Here is a 23,884-nt window from a genome sequence, read left to right on the forward strand (position 1 = left end):
GGCGCCGCCCCGGCCCGCCGGGCGTCCCCGGTCACCGCCGCGGGCCGGCCGCGCACGTGGCGGGTACGGCGCAGCAGCCGGGTGACGGCGAGGAGGGCGAGCACGGCCAGCACCGTCGTGACGACCAGGTGCTCGGCCCGCGGGTGCAGCAGGCCGACGGAGTGGGGCAGCAGATCCATGCCCGTGCCCTACCCGCCGGGAGGCGCGGGGCACCGCGCTCACGCACCGGAATGCGCCGTCGGCGGCCACCCGCTACCGGGTGGGCTCCACCGGCTGCCGGTCCGCGTCCCGCCCGACGCGGCGGCGGATCCCGAACCAGCCGCCGACCAGCAGGACGGCGATCACCGGGATCAGCAGGAGGGTCCGGCGACCGACGTCGGGGTCGTTCCACATCAGGCCCAGCACGGCCAGCAGGAAGGCGATCGTGACGAGCTCCGTGACCGGGCTGCCGAGGAGCCGGAACGACGGCCGCTCGACCTGGCCCGCCCGGGCCCGGCGGACGAAGACCAGGTGGCAGATCATGATGATGACCCAGGTGCTGATGATGCCGAGGGAGGCCACGTTGAGGACGATCTCGAAGGCCTGGGACGGCACCAGGAAGTTGAGCCCCACACCGAGCACGCACACGCCGCAGGTCAGCAGGATGCCGCCGTACGGGACCTGGCTGCGGTTCATCCGCGCGGTGAACTTCGGCGCGGAGCCCGCCATGGCCATGGAGCGCAGGATGCGGCCGGTGGAGTAGAGGCCGGAGTTCAGCGAGGACATCGCCGCGGTGAGGACGACCAGGTTCATCACGTCGCCCGCCGCCGGGACGCCGATGCCGGACAGGACGGTCACGAAGGGGCTCTCGTCCGCCGAGTACGCCGAGCCCGGCAGCAGCAGGGCCAGCAGGGCGACCGAGCCGACGTAGAACAGGCCGACGCGCCACATGATCGAGTTCACTGCGCGCGGGACGACCTTCTCCGGCTCGGCGGTCTCGCCCGCGGTGACGCCGACGAGCTCCAGGGCGGCGTACGCGAAGATCACGCCCTGCATGACGATGACGACGGGCATGACGCCGTGCGGGAGGAAGCCGCCGTTGTCCGTGATCACGCTCAGGCCGGGCGTCCGCCCGCCGACGTCCTGCCGGGTGGCCAGCAGGAAGATGCCGACCAGCATGAAGGCGACCAGCGTGACCACCTTGACGATGGCGAACCAGAACTCCATCTCGCCGAAGATCTTCACCGAGACCAGGTTGATCACCAGGACCACGGCGAGGGCGATCAGCGCCAGCACCCACTGGGGGATGTCGGTGAAGAAGCTCCAGTAGTGCGTGTAGAGCGCGATCGCGGTGATGTCCGCGATACCGGTCGTGGACCAGTTGAGGAAGTACATCCACCCGGCGACGTACGCGCCCTTCTCGCCGAGGAACTCACGCGCGTACGACACGAAGGAACCGGAGGAGGGGCGGTAGAGGACCAGCTCGCCGAGGGCCCGGACGACGAAGAAGGCGAAGACTCCGCAGACCAGGTAGGCGAGGGCGAGCGCGGGGCCCGCGCTGTTCAGGCGCCCGCCGGCGCCCAGGAAGAGGCCGGTGCCGATCGCTCCCCCGATGGCGATCATGTTGATGTGGCGGGCCTTGAGGTCCTTGCTGTAACCGGCGTCGCCCGCGTCCACGGGCCTGGAGGCCGCGTCGGTACGGGAGCGGTCCGGTGCCGTGGAGACGGCGTCCTTGCTCACGGGTGGCTCTATTCTCTGGTGCGCGTCGGTGCTCCCGGGGCGGGTCACGCCCGGGTGTTCCGTTGTGCCTGGTCCGCGCGCCCGCGTGAGGGCGCGCGGACCAACGGTCCACCCTCCCCCGCCGGCCTCCCACGCGCGGTAACGGATCTCACAGAGCGGTGCATCTCACATGGTCAGCACGGGTGCGGGCCATGGTCACCGGCCGTGCCGCACGGGTTTCACACCATTGGTGGGACAGCGATACTGCAGTACATGACGACCCAGGCCGAGGAGCCCACCCTCACCGTCGACGAACTGGCCGCGCGGGCGGGTGTCACGGTGCGCACGGTCCGCTTCTACAGCACCCGCGGGCTGCTGCCGCCGCCGGTGATAGGCCCGCGCCGGGTGGGGCACTACGGCCGGGAGCACCTGGCCCGCCTCGAACTGATCGACGCGCTGCAGCGGCAGGGCATGACGCTGGCGGCCGTGGAGCGCTACCTGCGGCGGCTGCCGCCGGACCCGAGCGCCCACGACCTCGCCATCCACCGCGCGGTGGTGGCCTCCTGGGCGCCGGAGACCGTGGAGACCGTGGAGCGGCGCGAGCTGGAGCGGCTGGCGGGCCGGGCGCTGGGCGCCGAGGACCTGGCGCGGCTGGAGGCGATGGGCGTGGTCACGCCCGGGCCGCCGGCCGGGGAGGACGCCGCGGACGACGGCCGGGACGGCTCCCCGGACGGCTCCTTCCGGGTCGACACCGGGCTGCTCCGCCTGGGCGTGCAGCTCCTCGACGTCCCGCTGTCGCAGGAGACGGTCATGGCGGCCCGCACCGTGCTCCTGGACCACTCCCGCGCGGCGGCGCACGCCCTGTCGCGGCTGCTGCGCGACGCCGTGGCCGAGCGTGACCCGCAGGCGGTGCGGTCGCTCTCGGCCGACATGCAGCCGCTGGTCGTCGAGGCGCTGCTGACGACCTTCCAGCGCTCGCTCAGGGAGGAGCTCCGGGAGTGGCTGAAGGAGTCCTAGGACGGTGCGTGCGGGGGCTCACCCGTGGAGCGGGCCGCCCGTCACGCTGAGCGTCTGACCGGTCAGGGAGCCGCTGCCCTCGTCGACCACGTACAGCAGCGTCGACATCAGGCCGGCGGGGTCCGGCCCGTCCGCCGTGACATCCGGCGGGCCGCCGGCGATGGCGTTGACCGTGATGCCGTACGGGCCGAGGGCCGAGGCCAGCACCCGGGTGAAGCCGATCAGGGCCGCCTTGGAGGTGACGTACGGGACCATCGTCGGCGGGGCGGTCAGGGCGGCCGACGAGGCGACGTTCACGATGCGGCCCCAGCCCGCCGCCTTCAGGTGCGGCAGGACGGCGCGGGTCAGCAGGTACGGCGCCTCCACGTTGACCCGCATGACGTGGCGCCACTCCTCCACGCTGACGTCCTCGAACTCCGCGACGGGTACCGTCTCCGCGTTGTTGACCAGCACGTGCAGCGTGCCGAACCGGTCGATGACCTGTTCCAGCGCCTGGTGTATCTGCTGCTCGTCGGTGATGTCGGCGGTCAGCTCCACGTAGTCGAGTATCTTCCCGGCCGTCTCCGGCTGGGGGCCGATGTCCAGTCCGGCGACCCGGTAGCCGCGTTTCGCGAGGGCGACGGCGAACTGCTGCCCGAGGCCCTGTGCCGCTCCGGTCACCAGGGCGGTGCGCGTCTCCATGGGCGGCAGTCTTGGTGACCGCCGGGCCCCCGGCAAGAGCGCGTTCCCGGCCTGGGAACGCGCTCTCGCCAGGGGCGCGGGTGGGGTGGATCAGCGGCTGTCGCTGAAGACCTCGCCCCGCTCGGCCTTCTCCACCAGCAGCGCGGGCGGCTGGAAACGGTCCCCGTAGCGCTCGGCGAGCTCCCGCGCGCGGGCCACGAACCCGGGCAGCCCGCCCTCGTAGCCGTTGATGTACTGCAGCACGCCACCGGTCCAGCCGGGGAAGCCGATGCCGAGGATCGAGCCGATGTTGGCGTCGGCGACGGAGGTCAGCACGCCCTCCTGAAGCAGCCGGACGGTGTCCAGCGCCTCGGAGAACAGCATCCGCTCCTGCATGTCCGCGAAGGGGATCCGCTTGCCGGGCTCGGTGAAGTGCTCGCGCAGGCCGGGCCAGAGCTGCCCGCGCCGGCCGTCCTCGCCGTACTCGTAGAAGCCGGCGCCGCCGCTGCGGCCGGTGCGGCCGAACTCGTCCACCATGCGGTCGACGACCGCGTCGGCGGGGTGCTCGGTCCAGGTGCCGCCGGCCTCCTCGACGGCCCGCCGCGTCTCCTTGCGGATCTTGCGGGGCAGGGTCAGGGTCAGCTCGTCCATCAGGGACAGCACCTTGGCCGGGTAACCCGCCTGACCGGCCGCCTGTTCGACGGAGGCGGGCTCGATGCCCTCGCCGACCATGGCGACGCCCTCGTTGATGAAGTGGCCGATCACCCGGGAGGTGAAGAAGCCGCGGGAGTCATTGACGACGATCGGGGTCTTGTTGATCTGCCGGACGAGGTCGAAGGCGCGGGCGAGGGCCTCGTCGCCGGTCCTGCGCCCCTTGATGATCTCGACCAGCGGCATCCTGTCGACGGGCGAGAAGAAGTGCAGCCCGATGAAGTCGGCCTGTCGCTCCACGCCCTCGGCGAGCTCGCCGATGGGCAGGGTGGAGGTGTTGGAGCAGAGCAGCGCGTCCGGGGCGACGACGTTCTCGATCTCCTGGAACACCTTGTGCTTGAGCGTCGCGTCCTCGTACACCGCCTCGATCACGGCGTCGCAGCCCGCGAGGTCGGCGACCTCGCCGGTGGGCGTGATGCGGGCGAGCAGCGCGTCGGCCTTCTCCTGCGTCGTACGGCCCTTGCCGACGGCCTTGGCGCACAGCTTCTCGGAGTACCCCTTGCCCTTGAGCGCGGCCTCCAGCGACACGTCCTTCAGGACGACCTCGATGCCCGCGCGGGCGCACGCGTAGGCGATGCCCGCGCCCATCATCCCGGCACCGAGGACGGCCGCCCTGCGGACCTTGCGGGGGGCGACGCCCGCGGGCCGGCTGGCGCCCGCGTTGACGGCCTGGAGGTCGAAGAAGAACGCCTGGATCATGTTCTTCGCGGTCTGCCCGGTGACCAGCTCGGTGAAGTAGCGGGCCTCGACGGTCTGCGCCGTCGCGAAGTCGACCTGGGAGCCCTCGACGGCGGCCGCGAGGATGGCGCGGGGCGCCGGGTAGGGGGCGCCGTTCAGCTGCTTGCGGAGGGTGGCCGGGAAGGCGGGCAGGTTCGCCGCGAACTTCGGGCTGGCGGGGGTGCCGCCGGGGATCCGGTAGCCGGGCACGTCCCAGGGCTGCTGCGACTCGGGGTGCGCGTCGATGAACGCGTGCGCCTTGGCGAGCATCTCCTCGGGGGTGGCCGCGAGTTCGTGGACGAGACCGTTCTCCAGGGCCCGCGCCGGGCTGTACTGGGTGCCCTGAAGCAGCACCTTGAGCAGCGCGTCGGCGATGCCCATGAGGCGGACGGTGCGGGTCACGCCGCCGCCGGCCGGGAGCAGGCCGAGGGTGACCTCGGGCAGGCCGATCTTCGAGCCGGGCGCGTCGAGGGCGACGCGGTGGTGGGCGGCGAGGGCGATCTCGTACCCGCCGCCGAGGGCCGCGCCGTTGATCGCCGCGACGACCGGCCTGCCGAGCGTCTCGATGCGGCGCAGGGCGTCCTTGATGCGCATGCCGGCCTCGAAGGCGTCCCGGGCGTTCTCCGGGCCGACCCTGATCATGTCCTTGAGGTCGCCGCCCGCGAAGAACGTCTTCTTGGCGGAGGTGTAGACGATCCCGCGAATCGTGTCCTTCTCGGCCTCCGCACGGTCGGCGACCGCCTCGAGGGAGGCGCGGAAGGCCTGGTTCATGGTGTTGGCGGACTGGTCCGGGTCGTCGAGGACGAGGGTGACGACGCCGGTGTCGTCCTGTTCCCAGCGGATGGTGGTGGGCTCGGTCATGACGTGGGTCTCCGGTCTGGTGGGAGGTCTCGTGGTCCGCGCGTGCTCCGCCGGTGACTACAGGCGCTCGACGATCGTGGCGATGCCCATGCCGCCGCCCACACAGAGCGTGGCCAGCCCGTACCGCTTGTCCTGACGCTCGAGTTCGTCGACGAGCGTGCCCAGGATCATGGCCCCGGTCGCGCCGAGGGGGTGCCCGAGCGCGATGGCGCCGCCGTTGACGTTGACCTTGTCCAGGGAGATGCCCATGTCCTTGACGAAGCGGAGCACGACCGCCGCGAAGGCCTCGTTGATCTCGACGAGGTCGATGTCCTCGATGGTCAGCCCGGCCTTGGCGAGGGCCTTTCGGGTGGCGGGCGCGGGGCCGGTGAGCATGATGGTGGGCTCGGAGCCGGAGACGGCCGCGGAGACGATCCGCGCGCGCGGGGTGAGGCCGTAGCGCTCGCCGACCTCCCCCGAGCCGATGGCGACGAGGGCCGCGCCGTCCACGATGCCCGAGGAGTTGCCCGCGTGGTGGACGTGGTCGATCTCCTCGACCCAGTGGTACTTCTGCAGCGCCACGGCGTCGAAGCCCGCGAGGTCGCCGATGTCGGCGAAGGAGGGCTTGAGCCTGGCGAGGGAGTCGGCGGTGGTGCCGGGCCGCAGGTGCTCGTCGTGGTCGAGGACGACGAGCCCGGCGCGGTCCACGACCGGGACGACGGACCGCTCGAACCGGCCGTCCTTCCAGGCGGCGGCCGCCCGCTCCTGGGAGAGCGCCGCGTACTCGTCGACGTCGCGCCGCGAGAAGCCCTCGATCGTGGCGATGAGGTCGGCGCCGATGCCCTGCGGCACGAAGTTGGTGGCCAGGTTGGTCATCGGGTCGGCGAACCAGGCGCCGCCGTCGGAGGCCATCGGCACCCGCGACATCGACTCGACGCCGCCCGCGAGCACCAGGTCCTCCCACCCGGAACGGACCTTCGCGGCGGCCATGTTGACGGCTTCGAGACCCGAGGCACAGAAGCGGTTCTCCTGCACCCCGGCGACCGTGTCGGGCAGTCCGGCGGCGATCGCGGCGATCCGGGCGATGTCGGAGCCCTGGTCGCCGACCGGTCCCACGACACCGAGCACGATGTCGTCGACCGCGGCCGGATCCAGGTCCGGGAGGCGGCGGCGGACCTCGTGGATCAGTCCGGTCACCAGGTCGATGGGCTTGGTGCCGTGCAGGGCACCGTTCGCCTTGCCGCGCCCGCGCGGGGTGCGGATCGCGTCGTACACGTACGCTTCGGTGCTCACGAGTGGGGCCTTTCGGGTGGCGGGAGGGTGGTGGGGGTTCGACGGCCGTCCTGGGACAGGCCGGGTATGCCCCAGTCGCGGGCCACGTCCGCGGCGCCGTCGCCCGGCCGGGCGGGCCCGCCGCGCACGGAGGTGGGGGTGGCGGAGAAGCGGGGTGCGGGGGCGGGCTGGACGGTGCCGCCCGCCTCGGTGAAGGTGCCGCGCGCGGCGAGGTGCGGGTGGTGCGGTGCCTCGCGCAGCGACAGCACGGGCGCCACGCACGCGTCGGAGCCCTCGAAGCGGGCCGTCCACTCCTCGCGCGTACGGGTCCGGAAGCGGGCGGCGACCGTCTCGCGGAGCTCGTCCCAACGACCGGTGTCCCAGCGGTCCGGTGCCTCGTCCCCGAGGCCGAGCAGCTCGGCGAACTCGTCGTGGAACCGCTGCTCCAGGGCGCCCACCGCCATGTAGTGCCCGTCGGCGGTCTCGTACGTGCCGTAGAAGGGGCAGCCTCCGTCGAGGAGGTTGGCGCCGCGCCGGTCCTGCCAGCCGCCCGCGGCGAGCATGCCGTGGATCATGGTGGACAGGTGCGCGGCACCGTCCACGATCGCCGCGTCCACGACCTGCCCGGTGCCGGTCGCGCGCGCGTGGTGCAGGGCGGCGAGGACGCCGACGACGAGGTAGAGCGAGCCGCCCGCGTAGTCGCCGAGGAGGTTGGCCGGGACGGCGGGCGGACCCGCGGGGTCCCCGATCATGCCGAGGACACCGGTCGGCGCCAGGTAGGCGATGTCGTGCCCGGCGCGCGCGGCGAGCGGGCCCCGCTGGCCCCAGCCGGTCATGCGGCCGTAGACGAGCCGGGGGTTGCGGGCGTGGCAGGCGTCGGGGCCGATGCCGAGGCGTTCGGCGACGCCGGGGCGGTAGCCCTCGACGAGGACGTCCGCGCGGGCGGCGAGGTCGAGGACCGTGCCGGGGCCCGTCTCGGCCTTGAGGTCGACGACCACCGAGCGTTTGCCCCGGTTGGTGAGGTCGTGGGCGGGGTCGACGGCGAGGTCCGTACCGCCGGGCCGGTCCACCCGCACCACGTCGGCGCCGAGGTCGGCGAGGAGCATCGCCGCGAACGGTCCGGGGCCGAGGCCGGCCAGCTCGACCACCCGCACACCGGCCAGCGGGCCGTGCCGGGGCGTCTCCGCCGCTGCCATCGCACCCCCTGCGGTGTGACACTGCCGATGTAACACCGACGATGTTAAGAACGCGGCGCACCGGACACAAGACCTCGGCGAGCAAGCGCTCAGGCACGGTACCCCGGTGGCGGGAGGGCCGGTCCGGGGCGCGCCCGTGGCCGGCCCCGGGGTCACCGCCGGCTCCCTCCCGCACGTACGGCCCGTGGTGCACGCTAGTGCCGTGACCGGAAAGGTTCACCGGCAGCGGCACGGCGGCGAGGGACGAGGAGTGGGAGTGTCATGAGCGTGGACGACAGGACGGAACGCCCGTACGACATCGTGCTGTTCGGTGCCTCCGGGTTCGTCGGCCGGCTCACGGCGGAGTACCTCGCCGCGCACGCGCCCGAGGGCCTGCGGTGGGCGGTCGCGGGCCGCGACGAGCGGAAGCTGGAGCGGCTCCGCGAGCGGCTGCCCGGCGGCGAGGGCGTCGGCGTGCTCCCGGCGGACGCCGCCGATCCCGTGTCGGTCCGCGCGCTCGCCCGGCGCACCCGCGTGCTGGCCACGACGGTCGGCCCGTACGTGACGTACGGCGCGGAACTGGTCGCCGCCTGCGCCGACGCCGGTACCGACTACCTGGACCTCAGCGGCGAGCCGGAGTTCGTGGACCTGACGTACGTACGGCACGACACGCGCGCGCGGGAGACCGGCGCCCGGCTGGTGCACGCCTGCGGCTTCGACTCCGTCCCGCACGACCTGGGGGCGTACTTCACGGTGCGGCAGCTGCCGGAGGGGGTGCCGATCACCGTGGACGGGTTCGTGCGGGTCGGCGGGACGGTCTCGGGCGGTACGTTCGCCTCCGCGCTCAACCAGTTCTCGCGCGGGCGGCGGCTGCTGGCCGCGGCGCGGGACCGGCGGCGGCACGAGCCGCGGACGCCGGGCCGGCGGGTCCGCTCGACGCCGGGCGCGCCGCGCTTCGCACCGGAGGTAGGCGCGTGGGCACTGCCGCTGCCCACCATCGACGGGCAGGTGGTGGAACGGTCGGCGCGGGCGCTCGAGCGGTACGGGCCGGACTTCCGCTACCGCCACTACGCGGCCGTCGAGAGCCTGCCGTACGCCGTGGGCGGCGTCGCCGCGGTGGGCGCGCTGGTCGCGGCGGCACAGGTGCCGCCCGTGCGCGGCCGGCTGTCGGCGGCACTGGCTCCCGGTACGGGGCCGGGCGAGCGGCGGCGGGCGAGGAGCTGGTTCTCGGTGCGGTTCGTGGGCGAGGGCGACGGGCGGCGCGTGTTCACCGAGGTCGCGGGCGGTGATCCGGGGTACGGCGAGAGCGCGAAGATGCTCGCCGAGTCCGCGCTGTGCCTGGCCCTGGACGACCTTCCGCACACGGCGGGACAGGTCACGACGGCGGTCGCGATGGGCGACGTGCTGACCGGGCGGCTGCGCGCGGCGGGCATCACCTTCCGGGTGGCCGCCTCCCGGTGAGGCACCGCGGGGGCACCCTGGCCGGGTCGTCGACGACGACGGGCCCTACTGCGCCCAGCCGCTGACCGTGTAGATCATCCCGGCGACCCAGGCGAGGCCGGCGAGCATGGCGAGGAGCAGTCCGGCCGTCACGGCGCGCCCGGCGTGGTGGACGGTGCCGGCGGCGGGCTTCGGGGCGTGGTGTGTCGTCATGGGACTCAGGGTGCCCACCGGAGCGCCGTACTCACATCCGTACACATACTCAGACCGGATACTCACCCCGCGTACCGCAACCGCGCACACCGACAACACCCGCCCCGCACCTCACCGTTGAACCTCCGCGAGCGCCCGCCGGCACAGCGCGTCCGCACGGCGGGTGGACTCCGGGAGCCGGTAACGGGGGGTGAGCGCGAGGGTGTGGGCGCACGCGTTGCCGAGGGCCGTCCGGTGGCCGACCGACACGAACACCGGCTTGACGCCGTCCCGGGTGCGCAGGGCCCGGCCCACCTCCTCGGTCCCCGCGAGGAGCGGGGACGTGCTCCCGCGCGCGGGGGCGGGATCGTCGTGGGTGAAGGTGAACGGGTTCTTGGCGACCCCGATCGTGGGGAGGCCGGTGAGGACGCCGAGGTGCCCTGCGAGGCCGAAGCGGCGCGGGTGGGCGAGCCCGTACCCGTCGCACACGACGAGTCCCGGCGCGCACGGCAACGCCTCCAGGGCGGCCAGCACGGTGGGGATCTCCCGGAAGGCCAGCAGCCCGGGCACGTACGGGAAGGAGATGCGGCCGACGGCGGTGGCCTCGGCGACCGTGTCCAGGGTCGCCGCGTCCAGGACCACGGCCGCCGCCGCGACCAGGTCGCGGGCGTCGTCGTAGGCGACGTCCACACCGGTCACGTACCCGGCGCCCGGGGCCGGTCCGGTCTCGTCGAGTATCACCTCGCCGCGCAGCTCGTCCTGCACGGCCCGGGCCTCTTCCTCGGTCGCGGGCCAGCCCGCGGGGATGCGCACGGTCGTCATGGTGGTGCCGAGCCTACGGTCCCCGGGGCCGGGCGCCCGCGCGCGGGGCCCGCACTACTTGCCGAGGGCCTTCTGCAGATCACCCTTGTTCATGTCCGACCGGCCGCGGATGTTGCGGCGCTTGGCCTCCTCGTACAACTGGTCGTACGTCGGTCCCTGGGAGCCCTTGCCCGAGCGCTGTCCCCCGCGCTTCCCGGAGGACATGTCCTGGGTGGAGGTGCGGCTCGCCGTCTTCGACTCGCCGGACCTGGCCCGTTCCTTGTTGACGGTCCGGGCGGCGATCTCCTCGGCGCGCCGCTCGCTCTCGCCCCGGTCCCGGGCGCTCTCCCTGATGTGCTCGTACTGGCGTTCCCGCTTGGGGCTCGACCCGCGTGGCATGATCGCTCCTTTCCTTCTGCGAAGCCGGGTACCCGCTTCCGGGCGATCCCACGTCCCTTGCACGACGACCTTCGACGACCTTGCGTCCGCCGCCGTGGCCCGGCTTGCGCGGGCGGTGCGGCCGATACCCACCGTGCGCCCCGTATGCCCCGTACGACCCGGTGTTTCCGCCGTTCTCCCGGTGCGCGGCGTCGGTCCGCCTCCCCGCCCGCGGCCAGTTGGCCGGAGGCGGGAACCACGGGCGGCGTGCGGGTGTCCTCAGGGGTGTCCCGGCAGCGGGGAACGTGAAATGGATCGCCACAGTGAATGGATTCGGTGACAGAGGTCACTCACATCCCAGGTGCACGGAGTGAGTCATTCCCACGTCTCTCCAGGTGCCCGGTCCCGTACCCGGAGTCCGTCCAGCCGTCACGAGGGAGCAAGGCGTTGTCCACCGTCATCGAGCAGCCCGTTGAGGCCCGCCTCGTCGCCGCCGCGCCGCGGATGCCGAGCATTCCCGCCACGCTCCACTACGACCGGCGCGACCCCTTCGCCGTCCGGATGACCTTCCCGGCCCCGGCCACGCTGGAGGGCGTGGAGGTCTGCTGGACGTTCGCCCGTGACCTGTTCGTGGACGGCATGGAGGAGGAGGCCGGGCACGGCGACGTACGGGTGCGGCCGTACGGGTACGAACGCCTGGTCGTGGAGTTCCACGCCCCCGAGGGCACCGCCGTGGTGCACGTCCGCTCCGAGGACGTGCGGCGCTTCCTGGACCGTACGACCGAGGAGGTGCCGCTCGGTCACGAGCACCTCCAGGTCGACCTCGACCACGATCTCGCGGAACTGATGCGGGACGCCGCCTGAGCGACGGCACCCGCGCCGCGTTAATCCGTTGACAGGCCGCCCGGCACCTTCGTACGGTTCTGGCGGTCCTGTTGCCGTCGATTGGAGAAGGACGTTGCTCGTCTGAGGTCCTGAGACACCGCGTGAACACACCGTCGTGTGTGTGCGCAGCGTGCGACCTCGGCGTACGAGCCGTCCTCCGGCGCGGGGCCCGATCCCCGGACCTCCTCTTCCTCCGGTCCGTCCAGGCCCCCTCCCCCGCTCGCTCCCGCCCCGCCCGCGGTGTCTCTCACGCGTCTCCCCTGACCGCACCCAGCAACCGTGAGGCCACCTTGTCAGCTTCCATCACCTGCACCTCCCTCTCCTTCGCCTGGCCCGACGGCACCCCCGTCTTCGACGACCTGCAGATCGCGTTCGGCCCCGGGCGGACCGGACTCGTCGGCGTCAACGGCTCGGGCAAGTCGACCCTGCTGAAACTGATCGCCGGGGAGATCGTCCCGGCCGGCGGGACGGTCCGCGTGGCCGGCGAGGTCGGCTACCTCCCGCAGAACGTCACGCTCGACACCGGTCTCCGCGTCGACCGGGCGCTCGGCATCGACGGCGTCCGCGCCGCGCTGCACGCCATCGAGGCGGGCGACGTGGCCGAGGAGCACTTCACGGCCGTCGGCGACGACTGGGACGTCGAGGAGCGCGCCCGCGCCACCCTCGGCGAGCTCGGGCTCGGCCACATCGACCTGGACCGGACCATCGGCGAGGTGTCCGGTGGCGAGTCCGTGCTCCTGCGGCTGGCCGCGCTGCTGCTGCGCCGCCCGGACGTCCTCCTGCTCGACGAGCCGACCAACAACCTCGACCTGTACGCGCGCCGCCGGCTGTACGAGGCCGTCACCTCCTGGTCCGGGGTGATGATCGTGGTCAGCCACGACCGCGAACTCCTCGACCGGGTCGACCAGATCGCCGACCTGCGCGGCGGGGAGGTCACCTGGTACGGCGGCAACTACTCCGCGTACGAGGAGGCCCTCGCCACCGAGCAGGAGGCGGCCGAGCGGATGGTGCGCGTCGCCGAGGCCGACGTGAAGAAGCAGAAGCGCGAACTGGTCGACGCCCAGGTGAAGATCGCCCGCCGCCGGAAGTACGGGCAGAAGATGTTCGAGCAGAAGCGCGAACCGAAGATCGTGATGGGGGCGCGCAAACGCGCGGCCCAGGAGTCCGCGGGCAAGCACCGCATCATGCACGAGGAGCGGCTCTCGGAGGCCAGGGAGCGCCTCGACGAGGCGGTGGAGGCCGTGCGGGACGACGACGAGATCCGCGTCGACCTGCCGTACACGGCGGTGCCGCCGGGCCGGAACGTCCTCACGATCCAGAACCTGGAGCTGCGGTACGGCGCCAGGGTCGGCGGCGTCCTCGATCTGCGCGGACCGGAGCGGATCGCGCTGCTGGGGCGCAACGGCGCGGGCAAGACGACGCTGCTGCGCACGATCGCGGGCGAACTGGAACCCGTGGCGGGCGAGGTGACGGCGCACGTGCCGCTGCGCTTCCTGCCGCAACGGCTCGACGTGCTGGACGACGGGCTGACGGTCGCGGAGAACGTGGCCCGGTTCGCGCCGGGCGCCACCCGGAACCGGGTGCGGGCGCGCCTGGCCCGCTTCCTGTTCAAGGGAGCACGGGCCGACCAGCCGGCCGGGACGCTCTCCGGCGGGGAACGCTTCCGGGCGGCGCTGGCCGCGCTGATGCTGGCCGAGCCCGCGCCGCAGCTGCTCATGCTCGACGAGCCGACGAACAACCTCGACATGGCGAGCGTGCGGCAGCTCACCACGGCCCTGGAGTCGTACGAGGGGGCGCTGCTCGTGTCCAGTCACGACCTGCCGTTCCTGGACTCCATCGGCATCACCCGGCGGCTGCTGCTGGAGGACGGGGAGCTGAGGGAAATCACGACAGAGGCTGTCGGGTAACCCTCCTAGCGTCGGCGGCATGAGCCACGGCGACACCCACGACAGTCACACCGGACCGACCGGTCCCACCGGTCACATCCTCATCACCGGAGCCCGGGAGAACAACCTCAAGGACGTCACCCTCCGCATCCCGAAAGGCCGGCTGACCGTGTTCACCGGCCTGTCGGGATCGGGGAAGTCCTCGATCGTGTTCGACACGATCGCGGTCGAGTCGCAGCGCCAGCTGAACGAGACCTTCACCTGGTTCCTCCGCAACCGGCTGCCCAAGTACGAGCGGCCGCGCGCGGAGGCCATCGAGGAGCTCTCCCCGGCCATCGTCGTCGACCAGCGGCCGGTCGGGGGCCACTCCCGGTCCACGGTCGGCACGATGACGGACGTCTACTCGGTGATCCGGGTGCTGTTCTCCCGGCACGGCACGCCCAGCGCGGGTGACGCGACCGCGTACTCGTTCAACGACCCGTCCGGGATGTGCCCGGAGTGCGACGGGCTGGGACGCACGGTGCAGCCCGCCTGGGACCGCATCCTCGACGAGGGGAGGTCCCTGGCGGGCGGCGCGGTCGTGTTCCCGCCGTTCGCGCCGGGCACCTGGCAGGGGCAGGCCTACACCAATACCCGCGACCTGGACACGGACAAGCCGGTACGGGAGTTCACCGCACGGGAGCGCGCGTTCCTGATGCGGGGCGCCCCCGGCAGCAAGGTGGAGCTCAGGAACGCGGACGGGGTGTGGAGCAGCGACTACGAGGGGCTCGCCGACCGCTTCGAGCGGCTCTACGTCAAGCGGGACCTGTCCGGCATGAGCCAGAAGACGCGCGACCTCGCACAGCGCTTCCTCACCGAGGACACCTGCCCGGTCTGCCGGGGCGCCCGGCTGAACGCGGCCGCCCTCGCCACCCGGGTGGGCGGCCTCTCCATCGCCGACTGCACGCGCATGCAGGTCAGCGACCTGATCGGAGTGCTCAGGGAGATAGCCGACCCGGTGGCCGCCCCGATCGCGTCGGCCGCCGTCACCGCCCTGGAGCGGATCGACGCCATCGGTCTCGGCTACCTGAGCCTGGACCGGGAGACGTCCACGCTGTCCGGCGGGGAGGGACAGCGGCTGAAGACCGTACGGCACCTCGGGTCCAGCCTGACCGGGATGACGTACGTCTTCGACGAGCCGAGCGTCGGGCTGCACCCGCGGGACGTGGGGCGCCTCGGTGACCTGCTGCTGCGACTGCGGGACAAGGGGAACACCGTGCTGGTGGTCGAGCACGACCCGGACGTCATCGCGCTCGCCGACCACGTCGTCGACATGGGGCCGGGCGCGGGCGCCGACGGCGGGCAGGTGGTCTTCGAGGGCACCCCGGCCGCGCTCGCGGCGGCCGACACCCCGACCGGGCGGTGCCTGCGACGCCGTACGACCGTCAAGGAGCGGCCGCGGCGGGCGACCGGCGGGCTGTGGGTGAAGGGCGCGGACCGGCACAACCTGCGGGACGTGACCGTGGAGTTCCCCACCGGGGTGCTCACGGTGGTCACCGGGGTCGCCGGGTCCGGGAAGAGCACCCTGGTGTCCCGCGAGTTCACGGCGGCGCACCCGGACGCCGTGGTGGTCGACCAGTCCTCGATCGGGATCTCCGCGCGGTCGACCCCGGCGTCGTACCTCGGCGTCATGGACACCGTACGGAAGATCTTCGCGCGCGGGACGGGGGCCGACGCGGGGCTGTTCAGCTTCAACTCGGCGGGCGCGTGCGGGACGTGTCAGGGGCGCGGAATCATCCACACGGACCTGGCGTTCATGGACCCGGTGACCATGACCTGCGGCGACTGCGCGGGGCGGCGGTTCAAGGACGAGGTGCTGCGGCTGACGGTGGACGGCCGCTCCGTCGCCGACGTGCTGGACATGACGGCGGAGCAGGCGCTGCGCTTCTTCGACGACCGCGGAGACGACCAGGGCGTACGGCGCCGGCTGCGCGCCCTGCGGGACGTGGGGCTGACGTACCTGACGCTCGGGCAGCCGATGTCCACGCTCTCCGGCGGGGAGCGGCAGCGCATCAAGCTCGCCACCCATCTGCACCGCACGGGCGCGGTGTACGTCCTGGACGAGCCGACGACCGGACTGCACATGGCGGACGTCGGCACACTGCTCGCGCTGTTCGACCGGCTCGTCGACGCGGGCAACACGGTCGTGGTCGTGGAGCACAACCTGGACGTCGTGGCGCACGCCGACTGGATCGTCGACCTGGGTCCGGAGGGCGGCAAGGAGGGCGGCCGGGTGGTGTTCGAGGGGACTCCGGGGCGGCTGCTGGACGCGCGTGGCTCGTTCACCGCGGACCATCTGCGCCGTGCTGTCGGCCGTTCCCCATCCCCCGCGGAGCCACGCCCGAACGGGTGAACGGCCGCCTGCGGCCTCACTCTTTCGGCCCCGGGACCGGCGGTCCCGGGGCCGTCGGCATGGTGTCCACCTGTCCGGGAAACCCCCCTGATCAGGGCCCTTTACGCCAGACTTAACCTACGGTTTCGTAACCTACGGTTTCGTAGCCTACGATTCCGTAGGTTCGGTCACCCGCTCGTGACCGTACGTGTTCCTCGTCCCCGTCCCCTGGAGACCACCGTGTCGATTGCCTCCCCTCACCTCGGCAGCTCGTCAGACTGGACCGACGCGCGGCTGCTGTACGCCCTGGAGGAAGTGGTCGAGCAGGAGCTCAACCGGCACCTGAAGGTCGCCAAGGACTGGATGCCGCACGAGTACGTGCCGTGGAGCGACGGCCGCAACTTCCCCGGCTTCTTCGAGGACGGCGAGCCCTGGGAGAAGGAGCAGTCCAAGGTCACCGAGATCGGCAAGATCGCGCTGGTGGTGAACCTGCTGACCGAGGACAACCTGCCCAGCTACCACCACGAGATCGCCTCGCTCTTCGGCCGGGACGGCGCGTGGGGCACCTGGGTGCACCGCTGGACCGCCGAGGAGGGCCGCCACGGCATCGTGATGCGCGACTACCTGCTCGCCTCGCGCGCGGTGGACCCGGACAAGCTCGAGGCGTTCCGCATGGCGCACATGAGCGAGGGCTTCGAGTCGGACAACCGGCACTCGATGCTGCACTCCGTCGCGTACGTCGCCTTCCAGGAGCTGGCCACGCGCATCTCGCACCGCAACACCGGCCACCAGTCGGGTGACCCGGTCTGCGACCGCATGCTGGCGCGGATCGCGACCGACGAGAACCTGCACATGGTGTTCTACCGGAACCTGCTGAAGGCCGCGTTCGAGATCGCGCCCGACCTCACGATGCAGGCGGTCCGCGACGTCGTCGTGAACTTCCGCATGCCGGGCCACGGCATGCCCGGCTTCGAGCGCGCCGCCGCCCAGATGGCCATCGGCGGCGTCTACAACATGCGCATCCACCACGACGACGTGCTGGAGCCGGTGCTGCGCTTCCTGAAGATCATGGAGATCGACGGGCTCGGCCCGGAGGGCCTGAAGGCGCAGGAGGAGCTGGGCCTCTACATGGGCGGACTGGACGCGGAGGCCCGCAAGTTCGACGAGAAGCTGGAGGCGCGGCGGGCGCGCATGGCGGCGCGCGGCAAGTAGCGCGCGGCCCGCAGCGGATACGAGAGGTCCGCGCCGGGGACCGTCAGGGTCCCCGGCGCGGACCTCCGTCTCTTCCACGACCGGCCGGCGCGACCCACCGGTGACCGTGCCGCGCCGTCAGCGCCCGGGCCGCCCGTCCCGCTCCGCGCGCCGGAGGAGGTGCCGCTCCTTCTCCGACAGACCGCCCCAGACGCCGAAGCGTTCGTCGTTGGCCAGCGCGTACTCCAGGCAGGCGGGACGCATCTCGCACATGCCGCAGATGCGCTTGGCCTCCCGTACGGAGCTGCCCGGCTCGGGAAAGAAGAAGTCGGCCCCGGTCTGCGCGCACAGCGCCTGCTCCGGTCGGGCGGAGGCGGGCGGGGCGGGTGTCTCGATGTACATGCGCGGGATCGTGCCGGGCGGCGAAAAACGTTTGATCAACGGCGCATCAACGAGCGGGCGGGTGCCTCGTCCCTCCCTTGCACGGTTGTCCATCCGGCTGGCACCAGTTCTCCCACGGGTACCTTCCGCATGGCCGGTGAGCCGCCCCGTTTCTAACCTCGACGCATGATCTCCCGTCGTTCGCTGACAGCGGCTGCCGCGCTGGTGCCGATCGTGTCCTCCCTGTCCCCCGCCGCGGCGGCTCCGGCCCCGCCGCGCCCCTCGGCCACGGGCCGGTCCCTGCAGCGTGACGCGGACGCGCTGCGCGATGCCGGGGTCACCGGGGTGGCGGTCCGCCTGGACACCCCGAGCGGCACGGTCACGGCCCGTTCGGGGGTCGGTGACCTGGTCACGCGCCGCCCGGTCCCGGTGGGCGGCCATCTGCGCCTGGGCAGTGTCACCAAGACGTACGTCGCCACGGTGGTCCTGCAACTGGTGGGCGAGAAGCGGTTGTCCCTCGACCGGACGGTGGAGGAGCTGCTGCCCGGGACCGTGTCCGGGGCCGGCAACGACGGCCGGAACATCACCGTGCGTGATCTGCTGCGGCACACCAGCGGTCTGCGGGACTACATGTACGACGTCCTCCCCGAGTACAGCGCCGGGGCCTACTTCGCCGGCCGTTGGCGCGCCTACCGACCCGAGGAGCTGGTCGCCCTCGCCGTACGCCACGAGCCGGTGTTCCCGGCGGGCACCGGCTGGGAGTACTCCAACACCAACTACGTACTCGCCGGCATGATCATCCAGAAGGTGACCGGCCGCAGTTGGGAACGGCAGGTGCGGGACCGCATCCTGCTCCCCCTCGGCCTGCGGCACACCGGCACCCCGGGGACCGATCCCTTCCTGCCGCATCCGCACGCGGCCGACCACCAGCAGTTCGCTCCGGACGGCCCGATGATCGACACCACGATCCCCTACCGGCCGTTCGACAGCGGGGCCGACGGCTCGATGACCGGCACGGCCCGCGAGCTCAACCGCTTCCTCAGCGCACTGGCCGCGGGACGGTTGCTCCGGCCCGCCGAGCAGTCCGCCATGCTGACCACGGTTCCGGTGCCGCCGGGCAGCGGCCACCCGGAGGGCACCCGGGACGGTCTGGGAGTGTTCCTCACCCCCTTCTCCCGCGGCGGCGGCGAGTACGTCGGGCACGGAGGGAGCGGTTTCGGATATGTCGTCCAGGCCGCGGCCACGATGGACGGACGGCGTGCCGTCACCGTCTCCGCGCACAGCCGCCCGGTGGACCAGCGGACCGCCGAGCGTCAGGAGGAGATCATGCGCCGCCTCGTCGACAACGCCCTGGGCGGTACCGGCTGAGACATCGGGGACGGGCGGGACAGGCGGTACGTCAGGCCGAGGCCCGCCGCACCAGTGTGGTCGGCAGGACCATGCCCGACGGCGTTCCCGCCGCCCCGCGCTCCTCGGCCGTACCGCCCCGGTGCTCCAGCCCGCGCAGCAGCAGCCGGGCCATCAGCCGGCCCATCCCCTCGATGTCCTGCCGGACCGTCGTGAGCGGCGGGTCGGTCTGTTCGGCCACCGGGAGCATGTCGTCGAAGCCGATGACGGCGACGTCCTCGGGGACGCGGCGGCCGAGGGCCCGCAGGGCGCGCAGGGCGCCGGAGGCGGACAGGTCGTTGGCGGCGAAGACGGCGTCCAGGTCCGGACAGCGGTCCAGGAGTCGCCGTACGGCGCGCTCCCCGCCCGCCGGGGTGAAGTCGCTCTCCACGATCAGCCGCGGGTCGGCGTCCGCCATGACGTCCCGGTACCCGTCGAGCCGGTCCGCCGCGGAGGTCTGGTCGAGGGGACCGGTGATGTGCGCGACGCGGGTGCGGCCGAGGCCGACGAGGTGCCGTACGGCGTCCCGCGCGCCGCCCCGGTTGTCGCTGTCGACGTACAGCGTGGGCGCCGTGCCGCGCGCCCCCGCCGCCCAGCCGGGCCGCCCGCCGAACACGGTGGGGACGCCGGCGCCGCGGATCAGCTCCGGCAGCGGGTCGTCGAGGTGCAGGGAGAAGACGAGCGCGCCGTCGACGTGCCCGCCCGCGAGGTACCGGCCCACGCGCGCGTGGTCGTCCCGGCCCTCGGTGAGGAGCAGGACGAGCTGGGAGTCGTGCGCGGTCAGCTCCTTGCTGATACCGCGCAGCTGGAGGGCGAAGAAGGGGTCGGCGAAGACCCGGGTCTCCGGCTCGGCGATGACGACGGCGACGGCGTCGTGCCGCCGGGTGACCAGGCTGCGGGCGGCCTGGTTCGGTACGTACCCGAGCTGTTCGACGGCTCGGCGCACCCGCTCGACGAGCTGTTCGCGCACCCCCGCACCGCCGTTGACGACGCGGGAGACGGTCGCCCGCGACACCCCGGCCAGCGCGGCCACGGCCTCCAGGGTGGGGCGGGGCGCTGTCCCGGTCACGTCGCAACTCCTCATCGGCGGTTGCCGATCAGGATAGTCACGGCGCGCGGCCGTGCCGGGCCCTCAGTGCTCGTGCCCCTGTCCGTGCTGGTGCCCCTGCTCCTGCTTCTGCCCTGGAGCGCTGCCGGATGCGCTCCCGTGCGCGTGCTCGTGATCGTGGTCGTCCGGGTCGTAGCCGGGGATCGTGCCGTCCGTCTTCTTCACCAGGAACAGGCCCACCATGCCCATGTCGGAGTGGCTCTGGACGTGGCAGTGGTACATCCACGCGCCGGCGCCCACGCCCTCGCCTGCGATCACCTGGAAGCCGAAGGAGTCCGCGGGGCCGCAGATCTTGTTGTCGATGACCTGGCTGGGGTCGTCGGGGCCGGTCAGCAGGCCCGTGCGGTTGTCCGCCCAGCGGTGACCGTGCACGTGGAAGGTGTGGTAGTACTCGCCGTGCGTGATCACGATCCACTCGACCCGGTCGCCCACCGTGGCCTCGAAGTTCGGGCCTGAGTGCGGCGGCAGGTTGTTGATCAGCAGGTCGTTGAAGACGACCGTGACCGTCCGGTCCGGCAGGACGTCGCCCTGGCGGCGCACGATCACCGGGCCGAAGAGCCCCTTGCGGACGCCGCCCGTACCGTGGTCCGTGCCCACCACGTGGTCGTGGTAGTGCCAGTAGCCGGCGCTCCCCGCCCGCCAGGTGCCGTCCGCGCGGCGGCCGGGCTTGTGGGTGCGCCAGGTGTACGTGCGGGTGGCGCCCGGCTCGACGTGGCTCTTGTTCTGCCTGGTGCCGTCGCTGGATATCTCGTAGTCCAGCCCGTGGACGTGCAGGCTCGCCGCCACGTCCAGGGTGTTCTCCACCTCGATGTGCAGCGTGTCGCCCTCGTTGCACTCGATCAGCGGCCCGGGGATCGTCGCCTTGCCCTTCTCCAGCCCGTAGCCCAGCTGCCCGCCGGGGAGCTCCTCGATGTAGAGCTTGAGGTGCCGTGTCGCGCCGCCCGCGGGTGCCGTGCCCGTCGCGGCCACGGCCCGGTCGATCTCCGGAGCCACCGACAACGATGTCGCGACGGCCGCTCCGCCCAGGAGCACCCGTCGGTTGAAGCCGCGTCTGTCCATGCCGAACTCCCCACGCCGGAACGTAAGTCTGAGAAGAGCCTGTGCGACCGTAGCCGGGCCGTCCTCGTTTTTCCACACTCAGGACAAAGTTCGTTCAATCACGGTCATACCTATTGGCGCGCCGCGAAAAGCGGTCTAGCTTCTTGGCGCTGTTGCTGTGACCAACGAGGGGTGGAGGACCACATGCGGCGCACACCGCATCAGAAACCCTGGCCCACTACAGGTGCGAGCAGGGCGAGACGCGGCTGGGCCGCCGCTCTGGCCGCCGGTGTCATCACCACGGGAGTCCTGACGGGCCCCGCCGCGAGCGCCCGGCCCGCGCCCGATCCGACGCCGACAACGATGTCGATCAAGTCCCCGCCGGGCAGCGCGGATGTCCGGGTACTGGTGTTCTACGGGTCCGCCGCGGCCGGGGCCGAGTCCCCACTTGTCAACGCGGGCATCGAGGCCATCGAGAAGATCGGGACGAGCGGGCCGGCCGACCAGCGCTTCACGACCGTCGCCACCGGCAATGCCGATGTGTTCACCAACGAGACCCGGCTGAGCCGCTTCAATGCCGTCGTCTTCCTGACCGGCGGCGGCGACGTCCTCAACCCGGAGCAGGAGGCGGGCCTGGAGGCCTACATGGAGGCCGGCGGCGGCTTCCTGGGCATCCACGACGCGGCCCGCGCCGAGCCGTACTCGGACTGGTTCACCGGGCTGATCGGCGCCCGTCCGGCCGCGTCCAGCCCGACGGCCGTCCAGCGCGCGACCGTCGAGGTCGGCGACCGCCGGCACCCGGCGACCAAGGACGTCCCGGTGCAGTGGAAGCGCCCCGACAAGTGGCTCAACTGGGTGGAGAACCCCTCCGGTGACGTGCACACCGTGGCGCGGGTCCGCGAGTCGACGTACGACCCCGGCACGAGCAGGAACGGGTGGGACCACCCGGTCAGCTGGTGCCGTGACTACGCGGGCGGCCGCTCCTTCTACACGGCCATGGGCGGCACGGTGTCGTCGTACGACGAGACCGAGTTCCGTGCGCACCTGCGCGGCGCCCTGCAGTGGACGTCCCGCCTGTCGCAGGCCGACTGCACGGCCACCATCGACGCCAACTACGAGGCGGAGCGGCTCACCCAGCCCAACCAGGCGGGCCAGAACGACCAGATCGGCGAGCCGCACGGCCTGGTGACGGCGCCCGACGGGCGCGTCCTCTACATCGGGCGCGGCGGCGCGGACTCCTCCCAGCCCGTGATCACCGACTGGAACGACCCGGACATCGGCAAGGGCAAGGGCCAGGTCCACATCTACGACCCGAAGACGGAGAAGGTCAGCCTGGCCGCCGAGTTGAGCGTCTTCGGCAACAAGGGCGGCGGCGACGAGCTGACCAAGGTCGAGGAGGGGCTGCTCGGCATCGAGCTGGACCCGCGCTTCGAGGACAACGGGTGGGTGTACCTGCACTACACCCCGCACTCGAAGATCGACCGGGACAAGCGGATGGCCGAGCGGTACGTCTCCCGCTTCACCCTGAACCGCACCACGAACAAGCTGGACCTGGGCAGCGAGAAGGTGCTGCTGAAGTGGCCGGTGCAGATCCACAGCTGCTGCCACGCGGGCGGCGGGCTGGCCTGGGACTCCAAGGACAACCTGTACATCGCGACCGGCGACAACAACTCCAGCGGGTTCAGCGACGGTTACTCGGGCAACAACCCGCAGCCGAACTACAAGGGTGTGTCCTTCGCCGACGCGCGGCGTACCTCCGGCAACACCAACAACCTCAACGGCAAGATCCTGCGCATCCACCCCGAGCAGGACGGCACGTACACCCTCCCCGAGGGCAACCTCTTCACCGGCAAGGAGACCGCCGAGGGCGGCGGCAAGACGCGCGGTGAGATCTACGTGATGGGCGTGCGCAACCCCGCCCGCATCTTCGTCGACCAGCAGACCGACATCCTGTACGCGGGCTGGGTCGGCCCGGACGCGGGTCAGCCGTCGACGACCTGGGGCCCGGCCAAGTACGACACGTTCGCCGCCATCACGAAGGCGAGCAACCGCGGCTGGCCGTTCTGCATGGGCAACAACCAGCCCTACCGGGACCGCAACCTGCCCGACCCGACCAAGCCGCTCGGCTGGTACGACTGCGACGCCCCGAAGAACGAGTCGCCCAACAACGACGGCCTGGTCAACCTGCCGCCGGTGACGGGCAACAACATCTGGTACTCGCCGCAGGGCGGCGCCCCGGACTTCCCGCGCGACGCGAACGGCGTCCCCTCGTACAAGAACGAGGAGGCCACCTACCTGCTGCCGTGGCTCAAGGGCGGCGGGCAGGCAGCGATGAACGGGCCGGTCTTCCGGTACGACGAGACCCTCGCGAGCGCCGGGCAGTGGCCCGCCTACTGGGACGGCAAGTGGTTCGTCGGCGACCTGTACGACGCCGACCAGCCGCGCAACGCCGTGCTCACCGACCCGAAGACGGTCGGCGACGGCGGCATCCCCGTCCACTCGGAGTCGCTGAAGAGCATCGTGCCGATCGGCAACGACGGCATCAAGAACCTCATGGACTGGAGGTTCGGCCCCGACGGCGCGCTGTACGTCCTCGACTACGGGCGCGGCTTCTTCACCTCGGACGCCAAGTCGGCGCTGTGGCGGGTCACCTACACGGGCGAGGGCCCGACCCCCGCGGCCGGCCAGCTGGCCAGGAAGGCGCAGTGATGTCCACGAGACACCCCAGACCCACCAC

At 72.2% G+C, this 23,884-nt stretch carries 19 protein-coding genes; 8 read left to right on the top strand and 11 right to left on the bottom strand.

All coding sequences use genetic code 11. The annotated features are described in order from the left end of the window. Positions 1-252: 252 nt before the first annotated feature. Entirely contained in the window at positions 253-1,719 is a 1,467-nt protein-coding gene (locus tag UW392_RS54735) for an amino acid permease (RefSeq protein WP_320782958.1), read from the bottom strand. Between the two features lie 252 nt (positions 1,720-1,971). Between UW392_RS54735 and UW392_RS54740 the strand changes: the two genes are divergently transcribed. Beyond that, positions 1,972-2,715, top strand: coding sequence for a MerR family transcriptional regulator (locus UW392_RS54740; protein WP_320782959.1), 744 nt, complete (start codon positions 1,972-1,974; stop codon positions 2,713-2,715). 18 nt (positions 2,716-2,733) lie between these two features. Here UW392_RS54740 and UW392_RS54745 read toward each other — a convergent pair whose 3' ends face one another. The 4 genes from UW392_RS54745 to UW392_RS54760 form a co-directional block, all read right to left on the bottom strand. Continuing rightward, positions 2,734-3,396, bottom strand: a complete 663-nt coding sequence (locus UW392_RS54745) for an SDR family NAD(P)-dependent oxidoreductase (RefSeq protein ID WP_320782960.1) — start codon at positions 3,394-3,396, stop codon at positions 2,734-2,736. Between the two features lie 90 nt (positions 3,397-3,486). Then, a complete protein-coding gene (locus UW392_RS54750) occupies positions 3,487-5,664 on the bottom strand; it encodes a 3-hydroxyacyl-CoA dehydrogenase NAD-binding domain-containing protein (RefSeq protein ID WP_320782961.1) in 2,178 nt (725 codons plus the stop codon). 57 nt (positions 5,665-5,721) lie between these two features. Beyond that, entirely contained in the window at positions 5,722-6,936 is a 1,215-nt protein-coding gene (locus UW392_RS54755) for an acetyl-CoA C-acetyltransferase (RefSeq protein ID WP_320782962.1), read from the bottom strand. Continuing rightward, positions 6,933-8,111: a CaiB/BaiF CoA-transferase family protein gene (locus UW392_RS54760; RefSeq protein ID WP_320782963.1), complete on the bottom strand. Its 1,179-nt coding sequence runs from the start codon at positions 8,109-8,111 to the stop codon at positions 6,933-6,935. The genes UW392_RS54755 and UW392_RS54760 overlap by 4 nt, the downstream gene beginning before the upstream one ends. 261 nt (positions 8,112-8,372) lie before the next feature. On the opposite strand from UW392_RS54760, the gene UW392_RS54765 reads away from it, so the two are divergent. Next, the gene (locus UW392_RS54765; RefSeq protein WP_320782964.1) at positions 8,373-9,551 is read left to right on the top strand and encodes a saccharopine dehydrogenase family protein; all 1,179 of its coding nucleotides are present in this window, start codon (positions 8,373-8,375) and stop codon (positions 9,549-9,551) included. A gap of 45 nt (positions 9,552-9,596) precedes the next feature. On the opposite strand, the gene mmpA is transcribed toward UW392_RS54765, so the two are convergent. The 3 genes from mmpA to UW392_RS54780 form a co-directional block, all read right to left on the bottom strand. Next, positions 9,597-9,743, bottom strand: coding sequence for a morphogenic membrane protein MmpA (gene mmpA, locus UW392_RS54770; RefSeq protein ID WP_320782965.1), 147 nt, complete (start codon positions 9,741-9,743; stop codon positions 9,597-9,599). A gap of 111 nt (positions 9,744-9,854) precedes the next feature. Beyond that, positions 9,855-10,544, bottom strand: a complete 690-nt coding sequence (locus UW392_RS54775; protein WP_320782966.1) for an endonuclease V — start codon at positions 10,542-10,544, stop codon at positions 9,855-9,857. A 54-nt stretch (positions 10,545-10,598) separates the two neighbouring features. Next, on the bottom strand, positions 10,599-10,922 hold the full coding sequence (locus UW392_RS54780) for a plasmid stabilization protein (RefSeq protein ID WP_320782967.1): 324 nt from the start codon (positions 10,920-10,922) through the stop codon (positions 10,599-10,601). Positions 10,923-11,348: 426 nt separating this feature from the next. On the opposite strand from UW392_RS54780, the gene UW392_RS54785 reads away from it, so the two are divergent. From UW392_RS54785 to UW392_RS54800, 4 genes are all read left to right on the top strand, one after another. After that, on the top strand, positions 11,349-11,765 hold the full coding sequence (locus tag UW392_RS54785; RefSeq protein ID WP_320782968.1) for an SsgA family sporulation/cell division regulator: 417 nt from the start codon (positions 11,349-11,351) through the stop codon (positions 11,763-11,765). 311 nt (positions 11,766-12,076) lie between these two features. Next, complete coding sequence (locus UW392_RS54790) at positions 12,077-13,693, top strand: ABC-F family ATP-binding cassette domain-containing protein (RefSeq protein WP_320782969.1); 1,617 nt, start codon at positions 12,077-12,079, stop codon at positions 13,691-13,693. A gap of 19 nt (positions 13,694-13,712) precedes the next feature. Beyond that, positions 13,713-16,064 (top strand): excinuclease ABC subunit UvrA, encoded by a 2,352-nt coding sequence (locus UW392_RS54795; protein ID WP_320782970.1) that lies wholly within the window; start codon positions 13,713-13,715, stop codon positions 16,062-16,064. Positions 16,065-16,283: 219 nt separating this feature from the next. Then, on the top strand, positions 16,284-17,255 hold the full coding sequence (locus UW392_RS54800) for an acyl-ACP desaturase (protein WP_320782971.1): 972 nt from the start codon (positions 16,284-16,286) through the stop codon (positions 17,253-17,255). Between the two features lie 117 nt (positions 17,256-17,372). Here UW392_RS54800 and UW392_RS54805 read toward each other — a convergent pair whose 3' ends face one another. Beyond that, positions 17,373-17,636 (bottom strand): WhiB family transcriptional regulator, encoded by a 264-nt coding sequence (locus tag UW392_RS54805; RefSeq protein WP_320782972.1) that lies wholly within the window; start codon positions 17,634-17,636, stop codon positions 17,373-17,375. Positions 17,637-17,801: 165 nt separating this feature from the next. Between UW392_RS54805 and UW392_RS54810 the strand changes: the two genes are divergently transcribed. Continuing rightward, positions 17,802-18,983, top strand: a complete 1,182-nt coding sequence (locus tag UW392_RS54810; RefSeq protein WP_320782973.1) for a serine hydrolase domain-containing protein — start codon at positions 17,802-17,804, stop codon at positions 18,981-18,983. A 31-nt stretch (positions 18,984-19,014) separates the two neighbouring features. Here the strand turns inward: UW392_RS54810 and UW392_RS54815 are convergent, their stop codons facing one another. Both UW392_RS54815 and UW392_RS54820 read right to left on the bottom strand, forming a co-directional pair. After that, positions 19,015-20,070, bottom strand: a complete 1,056-nt coding sequence (locus tag UW392_RS54815) for a LacI family DNA-binding transcriptional regulator (RefSeq protein ID WP_320782974.1) — start codon at positions 20,068-20,070, stop codon at positions 19,015-19,017. 63 nt (positions 20,071-20,133) lie between these two features. Further along, on the bottom strand, positions 20,134-21,168 hold the full coding sequence (locus UW392_RS54820) for a multicopper oxidase domain-containing protein (RefSeq protein WP_320782975.1): 1,035 nt from the start codon (positions 21,166-21,168) through the stop codon (positions 20,134-20,136). A 183-nt stretch (positions 21,169-21,351) separates the two neighbouring features. On the opposite strand from UW392_RS54820, the gene UW392_RS54825 reads away from it, so the two are divergent. Continuing rightward, a complete protein-coding gene (locus UW392_RS54825; protein WP_414497572.1) occupies positions 21,352-23,856 on the top strand; it encodes a ThuA domain-containing protein in 2,505 nt (834 codons plus the stop codon). The last annotated feature ends 28 nt before the right edge of the window (positions 23,857-23,884 follow it).

Source organism: Streptomyces sp. CRN 30 (assembly GCF_034105845.1).